This window comes from Agrobacterium sp. D14, from assembly GCF_001526505.1.
GTDB classification, from domain to species: Bacteria; Pseudomonadota; Alphaproteobacteria; order Rhizobiales; family Rhizobiaceae; genus Agrobacterium; species Agrobacterium leguminum.
On sequence record NZ_ASXX01000018.1, the window covers coordinates 59,075 to 80,411 of the forward strand.

The 21,337-nt window shown below is 59.1% G+C and carries 22 protein-coding genes and 1 pseudogene; 8 read left to right on the forward strand and 15 right to left on the reverse strand.

Annotated elements, in window-relative coordinates; translation table 11 throughout:
• Positions 1-13: 13 nt before the first annotated feature.
• The 3 genes from L901_RS13405 to L901_RS13415 all read right to left on the reverse strand — a co-directional run bounded on the left by L901_RS13405 (position 14) and on the right by L901_RS13415 (position 2,077).
• Positions 14-727: a response regulator gene (locus L901_RS13405; protein WP_003522866.1), complete on the reverse strand. Its 714-nt coding sequence runs from the start codon at positions 725-727 to the stop codon at positions 14-16.
• Between the two features lie 2 nt (positions 728-729).
• Positions 730-1,236, reverse strand: a complete 507-nt coding sequence (locus L901_RS13410) for a MarR family winged helix-turn-helix transcriptional regulator (protein ID WP_059757508.1) — start codon at positions 1,234-1,236, stop codon at positions 730-732.
• A 241-nt stretch (positions 1,237-1,477) separates the two neighbouring features.
• On the reverse strand, positions 1,478-2,077 hold the full coding sequence (locus L901_RS13415; protein ID WP_059757456.1) for a DUF1236 domain-containing protein: 600 nt from the start codon (positions 2,075-2,077) through the stop codon (positions 1,478-1,480).
• Positions 2,078-2,308: 231 nt separating this feature from the next.
• On the opposite strand from L901_RS13415, the gene L901_RS13420 reads away from it, so the two are divergent.
• The gene (locus tag L901_RS13420; RefSeq protein ID WP_020811278.1) at positions 2,309-2,953 is read left to right on the forward strand and encodes an MBL fold metallo-hydrolase; all 645 of its coding nucleotides are present in this window, start codon (positions 2,309-2,311) and stop codon (positions 2,951-2,953) included.
• Positions 2,954-3,071: 118 nt separating this feature from the next.
• Here the strand turns inward: L901_RS13420 and L901_RS13425 are convergent, their stop codons facing one another.
• From L901_RS13425 to L901_RS13440, 4 genes are all read right to left on the reverse strand, one after another.
• Positions 3,072-3,287, reverse strand: a complete 216-nt coding sequence (locus tag L901_RS13425; RefSeq protein WP_003494703.1) for a cold-shock protein — start codon at positions 3,285-3,287, stop codon at positions 3,072-3,074.
• 444 nt (positions 3,288-3,731) lie between these two features.
• On the reverse strand, positions 3,732-4,634 hold the full coding sequence (locus L901_RS13430; protein ID WP_059757459.1) for a DMT family transporter: 903 nt from the start codon (positions 4,632-4,634) through the stop codon (positions 3,732-3,734).
• 151 nt (positions 4,635-4,785) lie between these two features.
• Positions 4,786-5,097, reverse strand: a complete 312-nt coding sequence (locus L901_RS13435) for a hypothetical protein (RefSeq protein ID WP_082710625.1) — start codon at positions 5,095-5,097, stop codon at positions 4,786-4,788.
• A gap of 146 nt (positions 5,098-5,243) precedes the next feature.
• Complete coding sequence (locus L901_RS13440; RefSeq protein WP_059757465.1) at positions 5,244-6,170, reverse strand: EAL domain-containing protein; 927 nt, start codon at positions 6,168-6,170, stop codon at positions 5,244-5,246.
• A gap of 211 nt (positions 6,171-6,381) precedes the next feature.
• Here L901_RS13440 and L901_RS13445 point away from each other — a divergent pair.
• Positions 6,382-7,583, forward strand: a pseudogene (locus tag L901_RS13445) (pyridoxal phosphate-dependent aminotransferase).
• A gap of 204 nt (positions 7,584-7,787) precedes the next feature.
• Here the strand turns inward: L901_RS13445 and L901_RS13450 are convergent.
• Positions 7,788-8,894, reverse strand: coding sequence for a calcium:proton antiporter (locus L901_RS13450; protein WP_059757467.1), 1,107 nt, complete (start codon positions 8,892-8,894; stop codon positions 7,788-7,790).
• A 194-nt stretch (positions 8,895-9,088) separates the two neighbouring features.
• Here L901_RS13450 and L901_RS13455 point away from each other — a divergent pair, with 194 nt between their 5' ends.
• Positions 9,089-9,355 (forward strand): DUF2188 domain-containing protein, encoded by a 267-nt coding sequence (locus tag L901_RS13455; protein WP_003522857.1) that lies wholly within the window; start codon positions 9,089-9,091, stop codon positions 9,353-9,355.
• A gap of 109 nt (positions 9,356-9,464) precedes the next feature.
• Here L901_RS13455 and L901_RS13460 read toward each other — a convergent pair whose 3' ends face one another.
• The gene (locus L901_RS13460; protein WP_003522856.1) at positions 9,465-10,409 is read right to left on the reverse strand and encodes a LysR family transcriptional regulator; all 945 of its coding nucleotides are present in this window, start codon (positions 10,407-10,409) and stop codon (positions 9,465-9,467) included.
• A gap of 89 nt (positions 10,410-10,498) precedes the next feature.
• Between L901_RS13460 and L901_RS13465 the strand changes: the two genes are divergently transcribed.
• Positions 10,499-11,536, forward strand: a complete 1,038-nt coding sequence (locus tag L901_RS13465) for an NAD-dependent epimerase/dehydratase family protein (RefSeq protein ID WP_059757470.1) — start codon at positions 10,499-10,501, stop codon at positions 11,534-11,536.
• The gene (locus L901_RS13470) at positions 11,536-11,925 is read left to right on the forward strand and encodes a DUF6220 domain-containing protein (protein WP_059757472.1); all 390 of its coding nucleotides are present in this window, start codon (positions 11,536-11,538) and stop codon (positions 11,923-11,925) included. Before L901_RS13465 ends, L901_RS13470 begins: the two co-directional genes overlap by 1 nt.
• A gap of 53 nt (positions 11,926-11,978) precedes the next feature.
• Here L901_RS13470 and L901_RS13475 read toward each other — a convergent pair whose 3' ends face one another.
• The 4 genes from L901_RS13475 to trxB all read right to left on the reverse strand — a co-directional run bounded on the left by L901_RS13475 (position 11,979) and on the right by trxB (position 16,004).
• Entirely contained in the window at positions 11,979-13,091 is a 1,113-nt protein-coding gene (locus L901_RS13475) for an alkene reductase (RefSeq protein WP_059757475.1), read from the reverse strand.
• 127 nt (positions 13,092-13,218) lie between these two features.
• The gene (locus L901_RS13480) at positions 13,219-13,509 is read right to left on the reverse strand and encodes a helix-turn-helix transcriptional regulator (RefSeq protein ID WP_003522852.1); all 291 of its coding nucleotides are present in this window, start codon (positions 13,507-13,509) and stop codon (positions 13,219-13,221) included.
• Positions 13,510-14,108: 599 nt separating this feature from the next.
• Positions 14,109-15,005, reverse strand: coding sequence for a LysR family transcriptional regulator VtlR (locus L901_RS13485; RefSeq protein WP_020011327.1), 897 nt, complete (start codon positions 15,003-15,005; stop codon positions 14,109-14,111).
• 24 nt (positions 15,006-15,029) lie between these two features.
• Entirely contained in the window at positions 15,030-16,004 is a 975-nt protein-coding gene (gene trxB / locus L901_RS13490; protein WP_020811380.1) for a thioredoxin-disulfide reductase, read from the reverse strand.
• 266 nt (positions 16,005-16,270) lie between these two features.
• Between trxB and L901_RS13495 the strand changes: the two genes are divergently transcribed.
• Positions 16,271-16,738: an Lrp/AsnC family transcriptional regulator gene (locus L901_RS13495; RefSeq protein WP_020811379.1), complete on the forward strand. Its 468-nt coding sequence runs from the start codon at positions 16,271-16,273 to the stop codon at positions 16,736-16,738.
• A 31-nt stretch (positions 16,739-16,769) separates the two neighbouring features.
• On the opposite strand, the gene L901_RS13500 is transcribed toward L901_RS13495, so the two are convergent.
• Both L901_RS13500 and greA read right to left on the reverse strand, forming a co-directional pair.
• Positions 16,770-17,825, reverse strand: coding sequence for a glycosyltransferase family 4 protein (locus L901_RS13500; RefSeq protein ID WP_059757477.1), 1,056 nt, complete (start codon positions 17,823-17,825; stop codon positions 16,770-16,772).
• 90 nt (positions 17,826-17,915) lie between these two features.
• Entirely contained in the window at positions 17,916-18,392 is a 477-nt protein-coding gene (gene greA / locus L901_RS13505; RefSeq protein ID WP_003522847.1) for a transcription elongation factor GreA, read from the reverse strand.
• Between the two features lie 221 nt (positions 18,393-18,613).
• On the opposite strand from greA, the gene L901_RS13510 reads away from it, so the two are divergent.
• Positions 18,614-19,846 (forward strand): putative DNA modification/repair radical SAM protein, encoded by a 1,233-nt coding sequence (locus L901_RS13510; protein WP_059757480.1) that lies wholly within the window; start codon positions 18,614-18,616, stop codon positions 19,844-19,846.
• Positions 19,846-21,294, forward strand: a complete 1,449-nt coding sequence (locus L901_RS13515; protein ID WP_059757483.1) for a UdgX family uracil-DNA binding protein — start codon at positions 19,846-19,848, stop codon at positions 21,292-21,294. Before L901_RS13510 ends, L901_RS13515 begins: the two co-directional genes overlap by 1 nt.
• The last annotated feature ends 43 nt before the right edge of the window (positions 21,295-21,337 follow it).

The following is a 21,337-nucleotide window of genomic DNA, read 5'->3' on the forward strand; positions in this document are numbered from 1 at the left end:
CGTTGGGTGCTCGTCAGTCCACGCTCAGGCGGTAACCGATGCCGCGCACCGTTTGCAGATAGACAGGATTGGCAGGGTCGTCCTCGATCTTGCGGCGAAGACGGTTGATCTGCACGTCGATGGTTCTTTCGCCCACTTCCGATTCCGCTTCCACCAGCTCGTGGCGGGGAATGGTATCGCCGGCGCGCAGCGCAAAAAGCAGCATGATCTCCTGCTCGCGATCCGTCAGGCGGATCGTTTCGGGGCCGCGCCGCAATTCCTTTTTGGGGATAGAGAAGCTGTAGGGGCCAAACATGATCTGTTCGATCTTGGGCGTATCGGGCGAGGTATTGCGCCGCAGGATATTGTTGATGCGAAGGACGAGCTCGCGCGGGTCGAAGGGTTTGGCGAGATAATCGTCCGCACCCGCTTCCAGCCCGGCGATGCGCGAATCCGCTTCCGACCGGGCGGTCAGAAGGATGACCGGCACGGATTTGTCCTCGTTCAGCGAGCGGGTCAGAGAAAGTCCGTTTTCACCCGGCATCATCACGTCGAGGATGAGCAGATCGAAACGGATGCCCACCATTTTGCGCCGTGCTTCGGCCGCATCGGCCGCCACGGAGATGCGATAGCCCTTGTCGCCCAGAAAGCGCTGCAGGAGATCGCGGATGCGGGCATCGTCGTCGACGATCAGGAGATGGGCCGCATCGTCATCCGCCGGTGGGCGTTTTGTCGGTGCTGTCGCCATCGTCACTCGTCCTCCATGGTTGTCGTCGTCGTCGGGCTGCGCATCTGCGCCAGGAACTTGCGCACGCAGGCGCGGGCGTCCGGCCCGAGACCTTCCAGCGCGCGGTCGATGCGGCGCGATTGCGGCTCGCTCAGCGCCAGCGCCAGTTCGCGGCCCGTCAGCGTGGGGTAAAGCCTGCGCTGGCGGCGGTCTTCCGGGCCTGCCATCTGGCGGATGTAACCGTCGTCGATCAATTGCTTCAGCACACGGGCAAGGCTCTGCTTGGTAATCTGCAGCGTATCGAGCAGATCCGCCACCGTCATGCCCGGCTGCCGGCTGACGAAATAGACCACCCGGTGATGCGCCCGCCCATATTCCAGTTTCGACAGAATGACATCTGGATCGGAGACGAAATCGCGATAGGCGAAAAACAGCGCCTCGATCGTATCGAAGTCGATCTTGCCGTCGTCAACCTTCGGGAGTGCCGGTGTCTGCCTGGCGGCTGCGGTTTTGAGCGATTGCGGTGGCACTGCGGTTCCTTCATATTCTGCGGCTGTCTGATCATAGGCTGACAGGCGTCGATGCGCCAATATTCTGTAAACATAGCCGAAAATGCGTCCGCTCGGGAGAATGCCGCGATCATTTTCTGTTGCGGTGGATAATATGGCGCGGGTGCGGGTGCAACTGGAATCCTGAGTGACCTTTACCGGAAATAGAAAAGAGCGCGGAAACTCCGCGCTCTTCATCCGTCTCTTGATATCCGCCGTGCGTTTACTGATAGACGTAAACGATCCGTCGCGTCGAAGGTTCGACCAGAACCGGCACGTCGTTCACCTGGACATAACGATATTGATAGTCCGGAATTTCAACGAGACGCGTATCCGACGGCAGCACACTACCGACGGCTATGTCGCCATCATAGGTGACGGTGTCTGCGGGATGTTCGTCAATATAGGTCATCACCGATTGCGGCGGATCGACTTCGCCGACGCGGCCGAGGTTCGGATCGCCGGGATTGGGTTCTGCCTGCACGCTCGAGGTCGTTTCATAGGTCACGACCGGCACGCTGAGTTCCGAGCGGCGCTGTTCGAGAATGACCGGCGAGCCCTCATACATGACATTCAGATAATCGGCATGGGCCCAGCCGCGCAGGCCGTTGACTTCGATCCGGCACCAGCTGCTGCCTTCCATGCAGCCATCCAGAACCGCATTGCTGCCGCGGGTGGCCAGCCCCACTTCGGGATAGTCTTCACCGGGGCCTGAGCGAACGGAAATATCCGATGCGGTGGTGGCGACCATGGCGGCGTTCGCGAAACCGGCCATCAAGGCGAAGGCGCCGCCAGCCATGAGCATTTTAAGCGTCTTGTCCATGTGTCTCACTCCTTTCAAGACTGGAGCTAGAACGTCGCAACCATCGGGGCGTTCCACATTTTTTGCCGGCAATTCCCGCCATCCGCCGAAGATTTATTGCTATCTAACTGTTTCCAATTCGATTTTTAGACTGCTTCAGTCGCCGGAAGTCGGCGTCTTTTCCGCCGCCATTGTGCCGCCACCGGTCGCGGGCTATAGGAGGCAGGAGCTTTCAGACAGGAGACACAGGATATGGGAAAATTGCAGGCGGGCATTATTCCGGTCACGCCATTCGAGCAGAATTGCACCATCCTGTTCGATCAGGATACCAAGGAGGGCGTCGTCGTCGATCCCGGTGGGGATGTGGACGTCATTCTCCAAGTCGTGTCTGAAAATGGCATCGCGCTGAAGGAAATCTGGCTGACGCATGGGCATCTCGATCATGCCGGCGGTGCCGATGAACTGCGTGAAAAACTGTCGCTGCCGGTCATCGGGCCGCATGAGGACGACCGTCCTTTGCTGGAAAGAGTTGAGGCGCAGGCCGAAAAATACGGCATTAGCGGTCTTCGGAACGTCGCACCTGACAAATGGCTCAAGGACGGCGACAGGGTATCCTTCGGGGATCACGTCTTCGAAGTCTATCATTGCCCGGGCCATGCGCCCGGCCACGTCATATATTACAACCGCGACCAGAACTTCGCCCATGTTGGCGACGTGCTGTTCTCGGGATCGGTGGGGCGCACGGACCTGCCGGGCGGAAACCACGAGCAATTGATGGCGTCCATTCGCGACAAGCTTTTGCCGCTGGGTGACGATGTCGGTTTCATCTGCGGCCATGGTCCGGGTGGACGACTGGGTGAGGAACGGCTCACCAACCCCTATCTCAAGGGGCTCTGAGTACCGGCCCATTATAGTTTTTCCGCTTTTCCTGGAAATGCTCTAAGGCCTGCGGGACCGCACAAAAAAACCCGGCATTCCTGCCGGGCTTCAACTAGAAAAGAAAGCCGTTTTAGGGTCAGCCAGCAATCTGCAGATTGACTGCCTTCGGCCCCTTGCCGCGACGATCCGGTTCCGTGTCGAAGCTCACTTTCTGATTTTCTGAAAGTCCGGACAGGCCAGAAGCCTGTACGGCAGAGATGTGAACAAAGATATCAGCGCCACCATTGTCTGGCTTGATGAAGCCGAAGCCTTTGTCTGTATTGAAGAATTTTACGGTGCCAGTTTCGGCCATGCATCAGGTCCTTTTCGCTCTGCCCGCGTTCAGCTACAGGCAGCATTACAGTTTTGCCCCGCGTGGGCGTTGGCAGGCAGTTTTTGACTATTGAGAAAATGGACCTTCGCAGCGGGAAGTAATGGCGTTCTCATCCAACGTTTTTCGTCCCACCGCCCGAGGTTTATAGCGTCCCCAGTGCGCAAAATTATAGGCCTTCCCATGCTCGCAAATTGCCCGAACCGCGGTAGAGTGATGCGTTTATCGAAAATTGGCAAGCAAAAGTTTTCACGGGCTTTTTGTCAGATAAAAAACCTGCGGTAGAATAACATCGCGCAATCGCATATTTTTTCCGCAGAAGCGACAGTTGATGAAATAATTGCCGTTTGCCGCAGGATTTCACGGCAAAATTTGAATGCCCTATCTGAATTTATGGCGGAACGAGAAAAATAAGTTCTTTTTGCGTCAGGCCGCTCCGGCCATGGATTTTTGCCGTTTGCGCGTCAATTCCGGCACCAGTTCCACGATCAGGATCGCGACGAATATGATCAGGCAGCCGATATAGCCGGCGCTCGAAATGGTTTCCTTCAGGAACACCGAAGCCAGCAAAGCGCCGAAAAGCGCTTCCGAAGACAGGAATATCGCGGCCTGCGGGGCGGTGGTGTAACGCTGGCCGATGACCTGCAGCACGAAGGCGAGGCCGGAGGAGACGAGGCCGACATAGAGGATTTCCGCAAGCGACGCCTCGATGGAGGCCATGCTGATCGGTTCGAACACGACACCGATCATGCAACTAAGAAGGGAGCAAACAGCGAACTGGGTGCAGGAAAGCGCCAGCGGCCTTCCGCTTTCGGAAACGAAGCGTCCGGCCAGCGTGATCTGGATCGCCCAGAAGAAGGCGCAGATGATGCTGAGAATATCGCCCGTGGTCAGTGCCTCGAATGCACCGCCGGAGAGCAGGAATATGCCGCCCAGCATCATCAGCGCGCATGGCCAGACGATCCAATGGGGATGACGGCGGTAAAGCACGACGGCGATCACCGGTACGAAGATGACGTAAAGCCCGGTCAGGAAGCTGGAATTGGTGACGGTCGTGGTCAGGAGCCCGACCTGCTGGGTGGTGGCGCCGCCGAACAGGGCCAGACCCACGAGGATGAAGCTGCCGATTTCGCGCCGGCGCGGCGGCGATTTCAGCGACCGTATTTCCATGAGCGCGAAGGGTAGCACGGCGATGGCGGCGATGGCAAAACGCAGGCCGACGAACCAGAACGGGCCGATGGAGGCCATGGCGGAGGATTGCGCGACGAAGCCGCCTCCCCAGATTGCTGCGGCGAGCAGAAGCAGCATATTGGCCTGAATACGCGTCATTAGTTGGCACCAGCACAGCAGGGCCGGAAGATCATTCAGTCGCGGCCGTGGCAATTCGGGGATTTTTGAAATATCGATCCGCGATGCGGATGACTGTTTCCGGGTGCTTTAGCAGCAACCTGCCGATGCCGCAAGTCGAGGGAAGGGCCGCTTATTTGTAGCGGCGGGCCTCGTCCTTCAGGCTGCGCCGGGTGAGCGTCAGGCCGCCAATGCCGAGGCCGATGAAAGCCGCGGCCGAAAGGACGATGAGCAGGATGTGGGACCCCGCTTTCGTCGTCGCCGCCACCTGCGGAATGGCGGATGTATGCAGGGTATCGACCGCCTGGGTAGCCGCATTGGCTGAGGTTGCGATGCCGGCGGCCATGGTGACGATGACAAGAAAAGCCGCAACGGCCATCCAGAGGGAAAACAGCGTTCTCTGCGCCCTTAACCTTTCAACGGAAGTCCGATCGTTGGTAAACATGGCTGTCGCCTCTTGTCCCTGTTCTTAAAGGATAAAGGAGGCTTCGAAATGGACGGCTTGGAGACCGAATTCTGGCGTTCCGCGGCATTTATTGCGGCAATATTGTGGCAAAGCCGGTTAGGAGAGCCGTTTGGCCGGATTTGGCGTCAGAGGCCGCGTTTTCCGAAGGTCCGGGTCTGGCGCAGCGGGTGCGGATCGGCGGGGCGTTCTTCCCGGAAAAATGCCGGTGGCGCAGGGCCTCTTTCCGCTCTTGACGGGGCGAAATATTCACTGCCGAGTTCCGGGAAACGTGTGTCGAAACTGGTCGGCGCAAGTTCTGGCTTTGCCAGCACGTAGCCCTGCATCAAGAGGACGCCGAGTTCCTCGCACAGATCGACCTGCCATGCGGCTTCCAGTCCTTCGAAGACCGGCTCTATGCCATCGGCGCGAAACTGGCTGACGATAACGCGCAGAAGGGCGGCACCCGCCGAATTCTGCATGAAATCGCGCACCCAGCCGGCTTCGAATTTCACATAGTCCGGCTTGATGAGCTTCACCCGGTCGATGTCGGAATCGCCGGCGCCATAGTCATCGAGCGCCACGCGAAAGCCGATATCGTGCATGTGGTAGGCGAAGTCGGCGACCATCTGCGTGTCGGAGGCTTTTTTCTCGGAGATTTCGCAGACGATGCGATCCGCCGTCATGCCGGCTTCGTGGGCGGCAAGACGCATGCGCTCCACTTCCTGGCGCATCTTGGCCGGGGTCTGGAACAGGCCCGGATGGAAGTTGACGAAGATGCGGGCGCGGGACCGGTTGAGCCTGCCGGTGTTGAGAATGTGGATCGTGCGCAGGATGCTGTCGATATTTTCGATATCTTCCGGCGCGACCAGCGAGAAAAATTCGCCCGGCGTCACCGGCTCGCCATTGCGATGGGGACGCACCAGACCCTCGAAGGAATCGATGTCGAGAATACCGCTCGCCGTGCGGCGGAAAATGGGCTGCAGGGCCGATTTCAGGTTGAAGGTGCTATAGGCCGTGGACCATGTGCCATCGACCTCGCGGACAAGACTGGAAAAGATGCTTTTGAGCGCCATTTTTCAACCAGCTATAGAGACACGACCTCTAGGCTCGCGAATGTAGCGTATCAAGCGTTACTTCCGGGTTAAGGAAGGTTTAAATTCTGCGATGCAGCACATAAGCCGGCTTTTGACCTTGAAAGAAGGCCTGTATTTCGACATAGAAAATGCCGCAGATGACAAGTTTTCCAACCTCTGCTGATGTCAACCCCAATAGGACCGATTAAAAATGGCCTTCCTTGCCGACATTCTCTCCCGCGTAAAGCCATCCGCCACCATCGCCGTTACCCAGAAGCCCGTGAGCTGAAAGCGAAGGGCCGCGATGTGATCAGCCTTGGCGCCGGCGAGCCGGATTTCGATACGCCCGAAAATATCAAGGAAGCGGCCATCGACGCCATCAAGCGCGGCGAAACGAAATACACGCCGGTTTCGGGTATTCCGGAACTGCGCAAGGCGATTGCTGACAAGTTCAAGCGTGAAAACGGCCTGGACTACAAGCCGGAGCAGACGATTGTCGGCACGGGCGGCAAGCAGATCCTTTTCAACGCCTTCATGGCCACCCTGAACCCGGGCGATGAAGTCGTCATTCCGGCACCTTACTGGGTCAGCTATCCGGAAATGGTGGCGATCTGCGGCGGTACGCCGGTTTTCGTCGACGCCACGCTGGAAGACAATTTCAAGCTGAAGCCGGAAGCGCTGGAAAAGGCGATCACGCCGAAGACCAAGTGGTTCGTGTTCAACTCGCCGTCCAACCCCTCGGGTGCTGCCTATTCGCATGACGAGCTGAAGGCGCTGACCGATGTGCTGGTCAAGCATCCGCATGTCTGGGTGCTGACGGACGACATGTATGAGCACCTGACCTATGGCGATTTCAAATTTGTCACGCCGGTTGAAGTCGAGCCTTCGCTCTATGACCGCACGCTGACGATGAACGGCGTCTCCAAGGCCTATGCCATGACCGGCTGGCGTATCGGTTACGCTGCCGGCCCGCTGCCGCTGATCAAGGCCATGGACATGATCCAGGGCCAGCAGACCTCGGGCGCAAGCTCGATTGCGCAATGGGCCGCTGTCGAAGCCTTGAACGGCACGCAGGATTTCATTCCGGCCAACAAGAAAATCTTCGAAGGTCGTCGCGATCTCGTCGTTTCCATGCTCAACCAGGCGAAGGGCATCAGCTGCCCGGCTCCGGAAGGCGCATTTTACGTTTATCCGTCCTGCGCCGGCCTGATCGGCAAGACCGCGCCGTCGGGCAAGGTCATCGAGACGGATACGGATTTCGTTTCCGAGCTTCTCGAAGCCGAAGGCGTCGCCGTCGTGCAGGGATCGGCTTTCGGCCTCGGCCCGAACTTCCGCATTTCCTACGCCACGTCGGAAGCGCTGCTGGAAGAAGCCTGCAAGCGCATCCAGCGCTTCTGCGCCGATTGCCGCTGATCGGTTGTGATCTCAAATGAAGAAGCCCGGCAGCGATGCCGGGCTTTTTTGTTTTCAAAGTGCCGAAAGCTCTCCGCCGTCATGCTCGGGCCTGTCCCGAGCATCTGCAACGTCGAGATTTATTTGGGCGTGATTAGATCCTTGGGACAAGCCCAAGGATGACGTTGTGTCGTGGCCAGCGATGCCGGGCTTTTTTCGTTTTGGTCAAAGCCCCAGAAACAGCAGCATGATGAACGTGGCGAAGAGAATGAAATGTGTCATTCCTTCAATCGCGTTGGTTTCGCCGTCATTGAGATTGATGGCGGCGGCGATGAGGGTGATGAAGACCATGACGGTCTGAACCGGCGTCATCGCCATGATGAAAGGCTGGCCGGTATAAAGCGCGATACCTTCCATGACAGGCACGGTCAGGATGACCGTCGACAGCGATGCGCCCATGGCGATATTGACCACGGCCTGCATGCGATTGCGCAAGGCGGAGCGGAGCGCGGTGAGGATTTCCGGCGATGCCGAGATGGTCGCCACCACCACCGCCATCAGCGCCGGCGGTGCGCTGGTGCCCTCGAGGCTTTCGCTTAAGAAGGCCGACATGAATTCCGCCAGCACACCGATCAGCACCACGCCGGCGATGATGAGGCCGATGGAGAGCGATACGCTGCCTTCGTCCTCCTCTTCCGCATGGCCGTCCGATGCCTGTCCGGCCGGATGCGCCTTGCGGGGATAGGCATAGCTGAAGAAATAGCTGTGCGGGCCGACCTGCATTTTGAGGAACAGTGCGTAAAGCGCGATCATCGCGACAATGGTGAAGGCGGAGTAGACATGCCAGCTTTCATTGGGGATGAATTCCGGCACGATCATCGAAATACCCATGGCAGTGAGGATCATCACGCCATAGGTCTTGCCGGAATCGTCATTATAGGGCTGCTCGCCGTGGCGAAGACCGCCGAGCAGCGCCGCGAGACCGAGAATGCCGTTGATGTCGATCATCACGGCGGAATAGATCGTATCCCGCACCAGAGTGGGCGAACTGGATTCGCTCATGATGATGGCGAGGATCAGCACCTCCACCGCAACGGCCGACAGCGTCAGGATCATGGTGCCGTAAGGGTCGCCGACCTTGGTGGCAAGGATTTCGGCGTGATGGGCAACCCGCATCGAGACGAGGACGATGAGCCCGATCAGCGCGACTGCGGCGATGAGCGCCGCCGTTTTTCCGGCTTCGAATATTGCATGTTCGGCCAGATAGGCGACGATTGCCGCCGGTATCGCCAGCAGCAGCATGCGCTCCTGTTTCAGAATAGAACCTGCCATCGATTTCCCTTCCCCCTGATCGGCTCAGGCTGTGACGTATCGTCCCCCAGATCAAGCAGGATTTGCGCTTGAATGCTTTTGGTAGGATAGTGGTGTTGCAGGACATGCTGCTCATGCCGCGGTGTCCCATCGGGTGCAATGCTTGAAACGCGGTTGTGGTTGCCATGTCGCCTACCGAGACAGGAGGACCATGCATGACCAAAGTGGTATATGAAATTGTCGAACATGACGGAGGCTTCGCCTACCGCATGAACGGCGCTTATTCCGAAACATTCCCTTCTTATGCGGATGCCGTCGAAGCTGCGCGCATCGTCGCCGCCGAACAGCAGGTGGGGGGCGATGACGAGGAAATCAGCTATCAGGATGAGAGCGGCCACTGGCATGAAGAATACAGCCAGGGCGGTGACCGGCCGGAAGCCGAGGTGGTCGACAAGACGACGCAGCAGGCCAGACCGTTTTGATCAGCGATCCGTGGATTTCCAGCAAAGCCGGGATCACTTTGCGTATTCCGCCGGTCTCTTTCAGGCAATTGCGGATGCCGGCCAGCGTGGCACCGATGCGGGATCGGCATTAGCGCCGTTTCGGCGGGGCGCCCGGATCGGTTTCTTTAAGATGACCCTTGAGGCCTTCGACGAGGGCGCTGAACACGGCACGGCATCGCGGCGAGGTCTTGAGATTTTCATGCATCGCGACCCAGGTATGGAGCGGGATGTCGATTTTCGGAAGAACCTGAACGAGCCGGGGGTCCTTGCGCGCCAGACCGATCTGACAGACGCCGATGCCCGCACTGGCGCGGATCATGGCAAGCTGGGCGAGATTGCTGTCGGCGCGGATTTCAAAGGAAATTTCCTCAATATCGGGTATGTCCGGATCGAGCGAGCGCATCCGCTGGATGGCCGCGCGGATGAAAGGCGTCTTGCGGTCGAAGCCGACCATCCGGTGGTGGTTCAGATCTTCCATGCTCTTCGGGGTGCCCGCTCTTGCCAGATAGTCGCGCGTCGCATGAAATCCCAGACGGAAATTGCCGATATAACGCATGACGATCGCATCCTGCTGCGGTTCGGTCATGCGAATGGCGATATCCGCCTCGCGCCTTAAAAGGTCTTCCAGCGTATCGGAGAGCGAAAGCTCAATTTCAAGCCGTGGGTGAACCTCCTGCATGGCCGTGATGATCGGCGGCAGCATTTCCACGCCGATGATATCGGATGCGCTGATGCGCACCGTGCCTTCGATCTTGCCGACTTCGCCGGAGGCCGCGCGCATGAGGGCGGCGGTCGTTGCCGCGAGATTTTCCGCATAGGGGCGGAGCGCAAGCGCTGCTTCCGTCGGCATCAACCCGTGCGGCGAGCGGATGAACAGCGGAAAGCCGACGGCCTCTTCCAGCGCGCCGATGTGACGTCCCGCCGTCGGCTGGGTGATGCCAAGCTCGCGGGCGGCGGCGGACAGCGAACCGTCGCTCAGCACGCTGAGGAAGGTGCGATAGAAATCCCAGCTGATGTCACGGTTTCTGGTCATAAGATTTTGTATAGCTGCTCCACTCATTTCGATAATTTCGTATATCGCGGAAAGGGGCGATACTCCAGCCCACAACAAGGAGTACGGCGATGATATATGAAAACAACGCAAATACAGCGCGGAATGAACGGCCTCTGGCCCTGATTTTGGGGGTGAATGGCGGTGTCGGCAGTCAGGTCTCCAGAATGCTGCAGCAACGGGGATGGCGGGTGAGGGCGATGACGCGCCAGCGGATGTCAAAGGGCGCCACGGACGGCGTCGAACGTGTGACCGGCGATGCCATGAACCGGCAGGATGTGATGGATGCGGCAAAAGGCGTGAGCCTCATCGTCCATGCGGTCAATCCTCCCGGATATCGCAACTGGGAAAGCCAGGTGCTGCCGATGCTCGACAATAGCATCGCCGCCGCCGAGGCCTGCGGGGCGAGGATCGTCTTTCCGGGCAGCGTCTATAATTTCGGCCCGGACGCCTTTCCGCTTCTGACGGAAGACAGCCCGCAAAAGCCGTTCACCCGCAAGGGCGCATTGCGTGTGGAGATGGAGCGGCGGCTGAAAATGGCGTCGATGCGTGGCGTGCCGGTGCTGATCGTCCGCGCCGGGGATTTCTTTGGGCCGGACGCGAGAAACAACTGGTTTTCGCAAATGCTGGTGAAGCCCGGAAAGCCGGTCCGGAGTGTCCAGAATCCCGCCGCGCCCCATGCCGGGCATCAATGGGCCTACCTGCCGGATGTCGCGGAAACCATTGGCCGGCTGCTGGACCGCGCAGGCGAGCTTCCGGCTTTCGCCGTCTATCACATGGAAGGTTTCTGGGATTTCGACGGGCTGCAACTGGTTGAAGCCATCGAGCGGGTTGTCGGTCATCCGGTCAAGAGGCGGCAGCTATCCTGGTCGGGCATCAAATTGGCCGCTCCCTTCGTTCCCCTGTTCCGTGAAGTGCTGGAAATGCAATATCTCTGGCAGATGCCGATCCGGATGAGCAATCGCAGGCTGACGGATTTCCTCGGAACGGAACCCAGAACATCGCTCGACATCGCGGTAGCGACGACGCTTGCGAGCCTCGGCTGCCTTGAACAGAGGCCGCAGCCGTCGAGCCTTCCGCATCCGGCCGATGCCGGGGGCAGGGTGTGATGGCCGCGGTTGCGAATGGGATGTCGGCCCGGCGTCGCGTGTTTGCCGTGATTTCGGCAAGCGTGCCGGTGCTGATCTTCGCGCAGGTGCTGCTGGCCGGGCTGTCGATCTATTACGATGGATCGCTGCTTTCGCTGCACAAGGGGCTCGGCTTTTTGATCGCCGTTCCGATCCTGTCGCTGGCGGTTCTCGCTTCTCTATATGACGATCTGCGGCCGAATCTTGCCCGCACGCTGGTCCTGCTTGGTCTTTACTGTCTTCAGGTGGCCCTGATGAGCATCGGCCGGGAAACGGGCAATGGCTTCCTGCAGGCGCTGCATGTGCCCAACGCCTTCGTCATGGGCGCGTTTTCTGATTTTGCCGCGCGGCAGGCGCGAAGCCTGCGCTGAAAGAAAACGCCGCACTGCTTTCGAGCAGTGCGGCGTCTTTGCTTTATCCCTTATCAGGCAAGCGCTGGATAGTCGGTGTAACCTTCGGCTCCGCCGCCATAGAAGGTCGGCTGGTTCGGCTCGTTGAGCGGCGCGTCGTTTTTCAGGCGGCGCACCAGATCCGGATTGGCGATGAAGGCCTTGCCGAAAGCCACTGCGTCGACTTTACCGCTTTCAACTGCCTCGATGGCGCTCTCACGGTCGTAGCCATTATTGGCGATCCACAGACCCTTGCCGCCGGCATTGCGATAAGCGGCCTTGAAGGCGGCATAATCGAAAGGCTTGTCGCCCTGCTTGAAATCGCGCGGGCCGCCGGTTGCGCCTTCGACGACATGGATGAAGGCGAGATCGCGCTTGCCGAGCTGTTCCGCCACGTAATTATAAAGCGGCTGCGGATCGGCTTCGAAAATGTCGTTGGCGGGCGTGACGGGCGAGAGGCGAATGCCGGTACGGCCTGCGCCGATCTCTTCCGCCACGGCATCGACAACTTCGAGCAGGAAGCGGGCGCGGTTTTCGATAGAGCCGCCATAATCATCCGTACGCTGGTTGGTGCTGGATTTCAGGAACTGCTCGATCAGGTAGCCATTGGCGGCATGGATTTCTACGCCGTCGAACCCGGCCTCCAGCGCCGCGCGGGCGCCGCTGCGGTAATCCTCGAGGATGAGGCCGATATCGTCGATGGTGAGCGCACGGGGATCGGAGGTTTCGGCAAAGGCGCCGGTGCCGTCATCATTGATGATATAGGTCTTCGACTTGGCCGGAATGGCGGAAGGCGCGACCGGCTGGCCGCCATGCGGCTGCAGCGAAGTGTGGGAAATGCGGCCCACATGCCAGATCTGCGCGACGATCTTGCCACCGGCCGAATGCACGCCATCCGTTACCTGTTTCCAGCCTGCGATCGCTTCCCGCTTGTAGAGGCCGGGAACGTCAGCGTAACCCTGACCCTGCTGGGAAATCGGCGTGCCTTCGGTGACGATCAGCCCGGCCGTGGCGCGCTGCTCGTAATAGGTGGCGTTGAGATTGTTGGGAATGGCGCCCGGCGAACGGTTGCGGGTGAGGGGGGCCATGACGATACGGTTGGCGAGTGCGATATCGCCGGCCTGTGCCGGTTCGAAAAGACTGGTCATGCGACTTCACTTTCTGGTCGGTTGGCGAAATTGCGCGGGGGACGCGCTGTCTTTCTGTCTGGGTGCCGGAATGAAAACCGCCTTGCGGTTTCCGGTCCGACACCCCGAGGCTCAAAGCTTGGGAGGCTCAGAGATTGGCTTGCAGATAATTGCGGAAGGCGTCGATGGTTTCCTCGTTGCGTTCGAAAAACACCCATTGCCCGACCTTTTTCGACCTTATCAGGCCGGCTGCCTGCAACACCGCCAGATGCGACGAGACGGTGGATTGCGACAGGCCGCTGATCTGAAACTGGTTGGCGCATACACCCATGCTAAGGGGATGCTCCTGGCAGAAGTGACTTTCCGGAGACTTCAGCCATTCCAGGAATTTCAGCCTTGCGGGGTGCGAAAGGGCTTTGAGGATTTCCTCCGGGTTCATCGGTGCTTCTTCAATATCTGGCATGTCCGATATTTATATCGATCATTGTCGATATACAAGTCACGTCTCTGTGAGGATCGAGGGGGCGGGCAGGCATTTCCAAAAAAGAAGGCCGCTGGATATCTCCGCGGCCTGATAAGTTTGAAGGTCAAAACCTCCAGAGGGGAACAGCTGTCGCGTGCCTTGGGCGAGCGTGACAGCTGACTAAAATATGGGTGTGGGAATAATGCAAAACAAGGTTGCATCATGCGATATTTCGCCAATTCGGAGAAAATTCTTGCGGGTAAAAAAAGAGGGCCGCCGGATGGATCCAGGGCCCTTTAAGTGTGAAGGTCAAAAACCTCCAGAGGGGAACAGCTGATGCGGTGGAACTGGGAGGAAAAGCCACCGTGTGCATCAGCTGAGAGCGATATGGTGCTTTTTTGTGCACGAAACAACTCTTTTTTGTGCAGGTCAGGCATGCGCACCACGCAGCCCTCGATATTTCCGGTATATTTTATGTGCAATGCTCCCGGGCGGCGCAGGCGCGCTGCTCAGGTATCATGTCAGATAAGCTATTGAAATTTAAAGACTATAACCGAACGCCGATTATTTTAACGTCAGAAGTTCCAGTTCCGCGCCTTTGCGACGATGAAGTCGCGGAAGGCTTTCAACTTTGCAGCGTTTTTCATCTCATCGGGATAGCAGAAATAGGTATCGAAGGACGGAATATCTGCGGCGAGCGATAGCTGGATAAGGCCCGGATCGCGACCGACGATATAATCCGGCAAGCAGGCGATGCCGATTCCCAGCAGGCAGGCGCGCTTGATCGAGGTCTGGCTGTTGATCTGCAGATGCGGCGTGCGCGTATTGTCGGAAGAGCGTCCGGCATTTTCCAGCCAGTTGACGTCCAGCAGATAGTTGGGCGCCGGTTCGCCGAAGGAGATGATGCGGTGATTGTCGAGATCCTCGATCGACTGCGGCTCGCCATGGCGGTTGATGTAGGACGGCGCGGCGTAGACGTGCATGTGTACCGTGAACAGCTTGCGCTGAATGAGGTCCGACTGCTGCGGCTGGCGCAGGCGGATGGCGCAATCGGCATGGCGCATGTTCACGTCCAGCTCCTCATTGTCGAGGATGAGCTGGATCGACATTTCCGGATAGAGTTGCAGGAATTCCTGCACCTTGTCCGTCAGCCAGCCCTGGCCGAGACCGACGGTCGTCGTCACGCGCAGCTTGCCGCTCGGCTTCTCCGTCGTTTCGGTGAGCTGCATCTTGACGGTTTCGAGCTTCAGCAGCACGTCATGGGCAGTGCGGTATAGCAACTCGCCCTGTTCGGTGAGGATGAGGCCGCGAGCGTGGCGATGGAACAGCTTGACGCCGACATCCTGCTCCAGCGCGCTGACCTGACGGCTGATGGCCGACTGGGACAAATGCAGCTTGTCGGCAGCATGGGTGAAAGACCCCGCTTCGGCAGCCGCATGAAAAATGCGCAGTTTATCCCAGTCCAATGGCATTGCCATGCCTACCCTGCCTTTCGGTTATTCCGCTGCGACAGCAAGCGGTTGATGCGCGGTGAGATAACGTTCCGCTTCCAGCGCGGCCATGCAGCCCATGCCAGCGGCGGTGATCGCCTGACGGTAGATGTCGTCGGTGACGTCGCCGGCTGCGAAGATGCCTTCCACGTCGGTCGCCGTGGAATCGGGGGCGGTCCACATGTAGCCGTTGTCTTTCAGCTTCACCTTGCCCTTGAACAGCTCGACCGCCGGCGCATGGCCGATGGCGACGAAGACGCCGTCGATGGGGAATTCGCTGATCGCGCCGGTCTTGGTATCACGCAGCTTCACGCCGGAAACGGAAGGCGGCATTGGCGGCTTTGCGGGTGCACCGGTAATTTCGGCGATTTCCGTGTTCCAGAGAATCTTGACGTTTTCCTTGGCGAACAGCCGTTCCTGCAGGATTTTTTCCGAGCGGAAGCTATCGCGGCGGTGAACGACGGTGACCGACTTGGCGATATGGGCAAGGTACAGCGCTTCTTCCACGGCGGAGTTGCCGCCGCCGACCACGATCACATCCTTGTTGCGATAGAAGAAACCGTCGCAGGTGGCGCAGGCGGAAACGCCGAAGCCCTGGAAATGCTGCTCGCTCTCAATGCCGAGCCACTTGGCCTTGGCGCCGGTGGCGATGATCAGCGTATCGGCCGTCCAGACCTGACCGGAATCGGTCTTGACCACGAAAGGCCGTACATTGGTTTCAACTTCGGTGACGAGGTCGCTGACGATTTCCGCGCCCACATGCGTCGCCTGCTTCAGCATCTGGTCCATCAGCCACGGACCCTGGATCGGATCGGCAAAGCCCGGATAGTTCTCGACATCGGTGGTGATCATCAACTGGCCGCCCTGTTCCATGCCGGCGATCAGCACGGGTTTCAGCATTGCGCGGGCCGCGTAGATCGCCGCGGTATAACCGGCGGGACCGGAGCCGATGATCAATACCTTCGTGTGGCGGGCAGACATGGAAGCGTTCCTTTCAATAACGGGGCCTTTCCCTGGCAGCGCCTTTCGGCACCGGGCCTAGGAGCCGCATGACCGCGGACAGGCCTCAACCCCTTCGTTGCCCGGTATTTAAGGTTGTCTAGTGTCTTTATTCAAGGGCAGCCTTGCGTTACCAACAAGGCAGTTGTGGATGTGCGCGCAATTTTGTGACCAGGCGGTGGCATAATGTTGCGAATCCCGCGCCGAATAGTACAAGGAAGTTCCACAGCTTAACGAGGTACTCCTCCGTGACCAGCGTCGAACTCGATGCCATCGATCTGAAAATCCTGCGCGAATTGCAGCGCGACGGGCGCATGACCAATGTGGAACTGGCCGAAAGGGTCGGTATTTCCGCGCCGCCCTGCCTCCGGCGCGTCCGCAAGCTGGAAGAGGCGGGTGTGATCGAGGGTTATCACGCCATGTTGAACGCGCCGAAGCTCGGTTTCGATCTCGTCGCCTTCTGCATGGTCGGCCTCAAGCGCCAGTCGGACAGCAATCTGAAGGCCTTTGCGGCGGCAACCGCCGGCTGGTCGCTGGTGCGTCAGGCCTGGATGGTATCGGGCGAAAGCGATTTCCTGCTGCACTGCGTGGCGAAGAACCTGACCGAGTTTCAGGATTTCGTCATCGAGGTTCTGACGGCGGACGAAAATGTCGATACGGTGCGCACCATGCTCACCATCCGGCAGGTCAAGCGCGTCGGTCTGGTGGAAATCTGATCGGCGGGCTTCGTTCCTGCCTTGAGACGCGTTAACCGCGCCGCAAAGCCTCATAGACTTCGCCGAGACTCGTGGCCTCTTTCTCAAGCGGAAATGTGTTGCGTACATGCGAAAGGCCGGCCTTTGCATGGCTCTCGGCCAGAGCCGGGTCGGCAAGATAGGTCCTTATCGCATCCCTGAGCGATGCATAGTCACCCGCCTCGACGACAGCGCCGGTTTCGCCCCTGACGATCATTTCCTCATAGGCGCCGGCAGTGCTGGTGACGACGGCCGTTTCCGATGCCATGGCCTCGAGCGGCGTCAAGCCAAAACCTTCGTTGCGGGATGGGGCGACATAGAGCGTCAACCGCCGGTACCATGGCTTGATGTCGTCCACCTCACCCTGAAACACGATGCGGTCCGATAGGCCGGCGGCCTTGACATCGGCCTCGAGTACCTCGGCAAAAGCCTTGTGTTCCGCCGTTACCCGGCCGGAAACAATGGCCGTCCATTGCGGATGGGCGGGCAAAAGCTCGATCATGGCGCGCACGAAGAGATCGGTGCCCTTCTGGTGGCGCACCCGTCCAAAGCAGCCGATGAGATATTGTCCCGGCAGGCCGGTTGCCGCGATTGTGTCTTCCGGGCCGGTTGCCGGATGGAACAGGTCGGTATCGACGCCATGCATGACAACGCGATGGGGTACTTCCAGAAACGAGCCGGAGCGGGTGCTGGTCGCAACCACGGCGTCCATCTTCGAAATCAGAAACCGGGTATAGGCGGAATGCCGCCTCTGTGCGGCCGAGGTGAACAGCAGCTTCACCTTCATGCGCAGCACGTCACGCATGAAAAGACCTGGCAGCATTTCGAGGTTGCGACGGGCATGCCAGATGCGCGGGCCGCCCTGCGGGCCGTTTTGCCAGAGCCGCCACAGATCGCGAAAGCGCACATGCGGCAGATGCGGCGGCAGGCCGGGGCCGATGACGGCCACCTTCTGTCCCAGCTGGTTCTGCACCGGAATGAGCTGAACGATGGTGGAGGTGACGCCGGAGAGCCTGCGTTTGAAATTCGGCGCAAGCACCTGCACATCTTTCAGACTGACGTGGGACAAGATGGGCTTCCGTCTTTGCGGCTAATTCGGGGGATTGAAGACGTCAAGAAAAGCAATGCGCCCGCCTGGGGCGCATTGCATGTGAGGGCATCAGCCCCACTGAACCGCGAGAATCTCGTAGCCCTTGGCGCCGCCAGGCGCGTTGACTTCGATGCTGTCGCCGACTTCCTTGCCGATGAGGGCGCGGGCGATGGGCGAGGAGATGGAGATGCGGCCGGCCTTCACATCGGCTTCCTGGTCGCCGACGATCTGATAGGTCTTTTCCTCGTCGCTATCCTCGTCCACCAGCTTCACGGTGGCGCCGAACTTGATCTTCGAGCCCGACATTTTGGAAAGATCGATGACTTCCGCGCGTGCGGTCAGGTCTTCGAGTTCGGTGATGCGGCCTTCATTGTGGCTCTGTGCTTCCTTGGCAGCATGGTACTCGGCGTTTTCCGAAAGGTCGCCATGGGCGCGCGCTTCCGCAATCGCCTCGATGATACGGGGGCGTTCCTCCTGCTGGCGCCAGCGCAGCTCCTCCTGCAGCTTGACGAATCCACCCTGAGTCATCGGTACTTTTTCTACCATTTTTTTATCCTTCGCATTCCGGTCGCGTTACTTGCAGACACAAAAAGAAACAGGTTCCGGAGGGGAACTCCGGAACCATGCCAAAATCATAACTGAGCCGACTATATCAGAAGACGATAGCGAAATGCCAGCAAATTTGAGGCGCGCATATTTCCTCACATAATCAATATCTTACCCTATATCATTGACATTCGCCAATGGAACATATAGTGAACATACTCATGAAGAAGTCGATCAGGCAACGGCTGGCCATTCTCTCAGACGCAGCGAAATACGATGCCTCCTGTGCATCGAGCGGCACGACAAAACGCAACTCCGCAGCATCGGGCGGTCTGGGCTCCACGGAAGGGTCGGGCATCTGCCATGCCTATGCGCCGGACGGGCGCTGCATTTCGCTTTTGAAAATCCTGCTCACCAACTTCTGCATCTATGATTGCGCCTATTGCATCAACCGCTCCTCCAGCAATGTCGAGCGGGCGCGGTTCACGCCGGAAGAGGTGGTTTGGCTGACGCTGGAGTTTTACCGGCGCAACTATATCGAGGGGCTGTTCCTGTCCTCCGGCATCATCCGTTCCTCCGATCATACGATGGAGGAGATGGTGCGCGTGGCGCGGGAGTTGCGGGTTACCCATGGTTTTCGCGGTTATATCCACCTGAAATCCATTCCCGAAGCATCGCCCAGGCTCATCGAGGAGGCAGGGCTTTATGCGGATCGTCTCTCGATCAATATCGAATTGCCGACCGATAGCGGCATTGGCCGTTTCGCGCCGGAAAAGCAGCCCGTCAATATTCGCCGCTCCATGGCCGATATCCGCCTGAAGATCGAGGAGGCCGGGGAGCCGACCTTCCGGACACGCAAGACCAGGCGCTTTGCGCCGGCCGGGCAGAGCACGCAGATGATTGTGGGGGCGGATGGCGCTGACGATAGCACCATTCTCTCCACCAGCGCCCGGCTTTATGGCAGTTACGGTTTGCGGCGCGTCTATTATTCGGCCTTCAGCCCCATTCCCGATTCGTCGAAAAACCTGCCGCTCATCAAGCCGCCGCTGATGCGGGAACACCGGCTTTATCAGGCCGACTGGCTTTACCGCTTTTATGGCTTCGATATCAGCGAGATAACGGCAATCGGGGGTGACGGCATGCTCGATCTCGATATCGACCCGAAACTCGCCTGGGCGCTGAAACATCGCGCCCGTTTCCCGGTTGACGTCAATGCGGCGGATCGGGAAATGCTGCTGCGTGTGCCCGGTTTCGGCACCAAGACGGTGGCCTCCGTTCTATCGTCACGGCGGTTCCGGCGGCTGCGGCTGGAGGATATCGCCCGTTTCGGTGTTTCCCTGAAAAAGGTGAAGGCTTTCATCGTCGCCGAGGGCTGGACGCCGGGCAAGCTGACCGAGCGGCCGGATTTGCGGGCGATGTTTGCGCCGCAGCCCGAACAATTATCGCTGTTGTGATGTACGGTCCGGTGCTGGAAGGGCGGGGCGATTTCGGCGAGTGGCGCGATGCCGCGCGTGCGGCCCTTGCCGCCGATATTCCGCCGGAGACGATTGACTGGCGGTTGCGGGATGACGGGGCAGGGCTGCTGGATTTCGCCGGCGAGCCATTGCCGACGGTCGATGCCGGCAATGGGCAGGTTTCCGTTCCGGCCTCGTTCGTGGCGCTGGCGCAGGCCGTCATCTGCCATGGCGATCCCGGCCGGTTTGCGTTGCTTTACCGGTTGTTGTGGCGGCTGAAGCGGGATCGCGCCCTGTTGCAGTTCAAGTCCGATCCGGATGTTGCAGAGGCCCGCTTGCTCGAGAAATCGGTGCGCCGGGATTGTCACAAGATGACGGCCTTCGTCCGTTTCAAGGAGTTGCCTTTGCCGCAGGGGCAGGGCGGGCGACGGCGGTTCGTGGCCTGGTTCGAGCCGGATCATTTCATAGTCGAACGAACGGCAGCGTTTTTCCAGCGACGGTTTACCGATATGGACTGGCTGATCGCGACGCCGAAAGGGTCCGCCCGATGGGATGGAAGCGAGCTGCAAACCTCGCGGGAGGCGGCGGCGAAGCCTGATCTGACGGACGAGACGGATGAACTCTGGCGGACCTATTATGCCAATATATTCAATCCGGCGCGCCTCAAGATCAAAGCCATGACGGCGGAGATGCCGAAGAAATACTGGAAGAACCTGCCGGAAGCCGATCTCATTCCCGGTCTTGTTTTGGGAGCGGAGGCGCGGGTGCTGGAGATGGCCGCCAGGGCGGCAAGCCAGCCGCAGCCTTTTCACCATCGCCTGCAGGCTGCGGCCGCTGCACGGGAGATGCCGCAACCCGTGCCGGACGGCACGCTCGCGTCGCTGGCGCGCGAGGCCGGCCGTTGCACCCGCTGCCCCCTGCATTGCAGCGCCACGCAAACGGTTTTCGGTTCGGGGCCGGAGGATGCGGAAATCATGATCGTTGGCGAACAGCCGGGCGATCATGAGGATCTGGCCGGAAAGCCTTTTGTCGGTCCGGCCGGCCAGCTTTTCGACCGGACTCTTGCCGATGCCGGTATCGAGCGCAAAAAGCTTTACGTCACGAATGCCGTCAAACACTTCAAATATGAAATGCGCGGCAAACGGCGCATCCATCAGCGGCCGAATGCGGGGGAAGTGGAGCAATGCCGCTGGTGGCTCAATCAGGAAATCGCGCTCGTCCGACCGAAACTGATCGTTGCCATGGGCGCAACGGCGCTTTATGCGCTGACCGGCGGCAAGGAAAAGCTTTCGGAGATTCGGAGCCGTCCTCTGCCGATGGAGGAAGGCCGAACGCTTTTTGTCACCGTGCACCCGTCCTATCTCCTGCGCCTTGCCGATGGACAGGTGAAAGAGGCGGAAATGATGCGGTTCAAGAAAGATATTAGTTTTATTAGAATATTCGAATAATTTTCCATTTACGCGCTGGAGATTTATTCAAGATTCGAGCCGT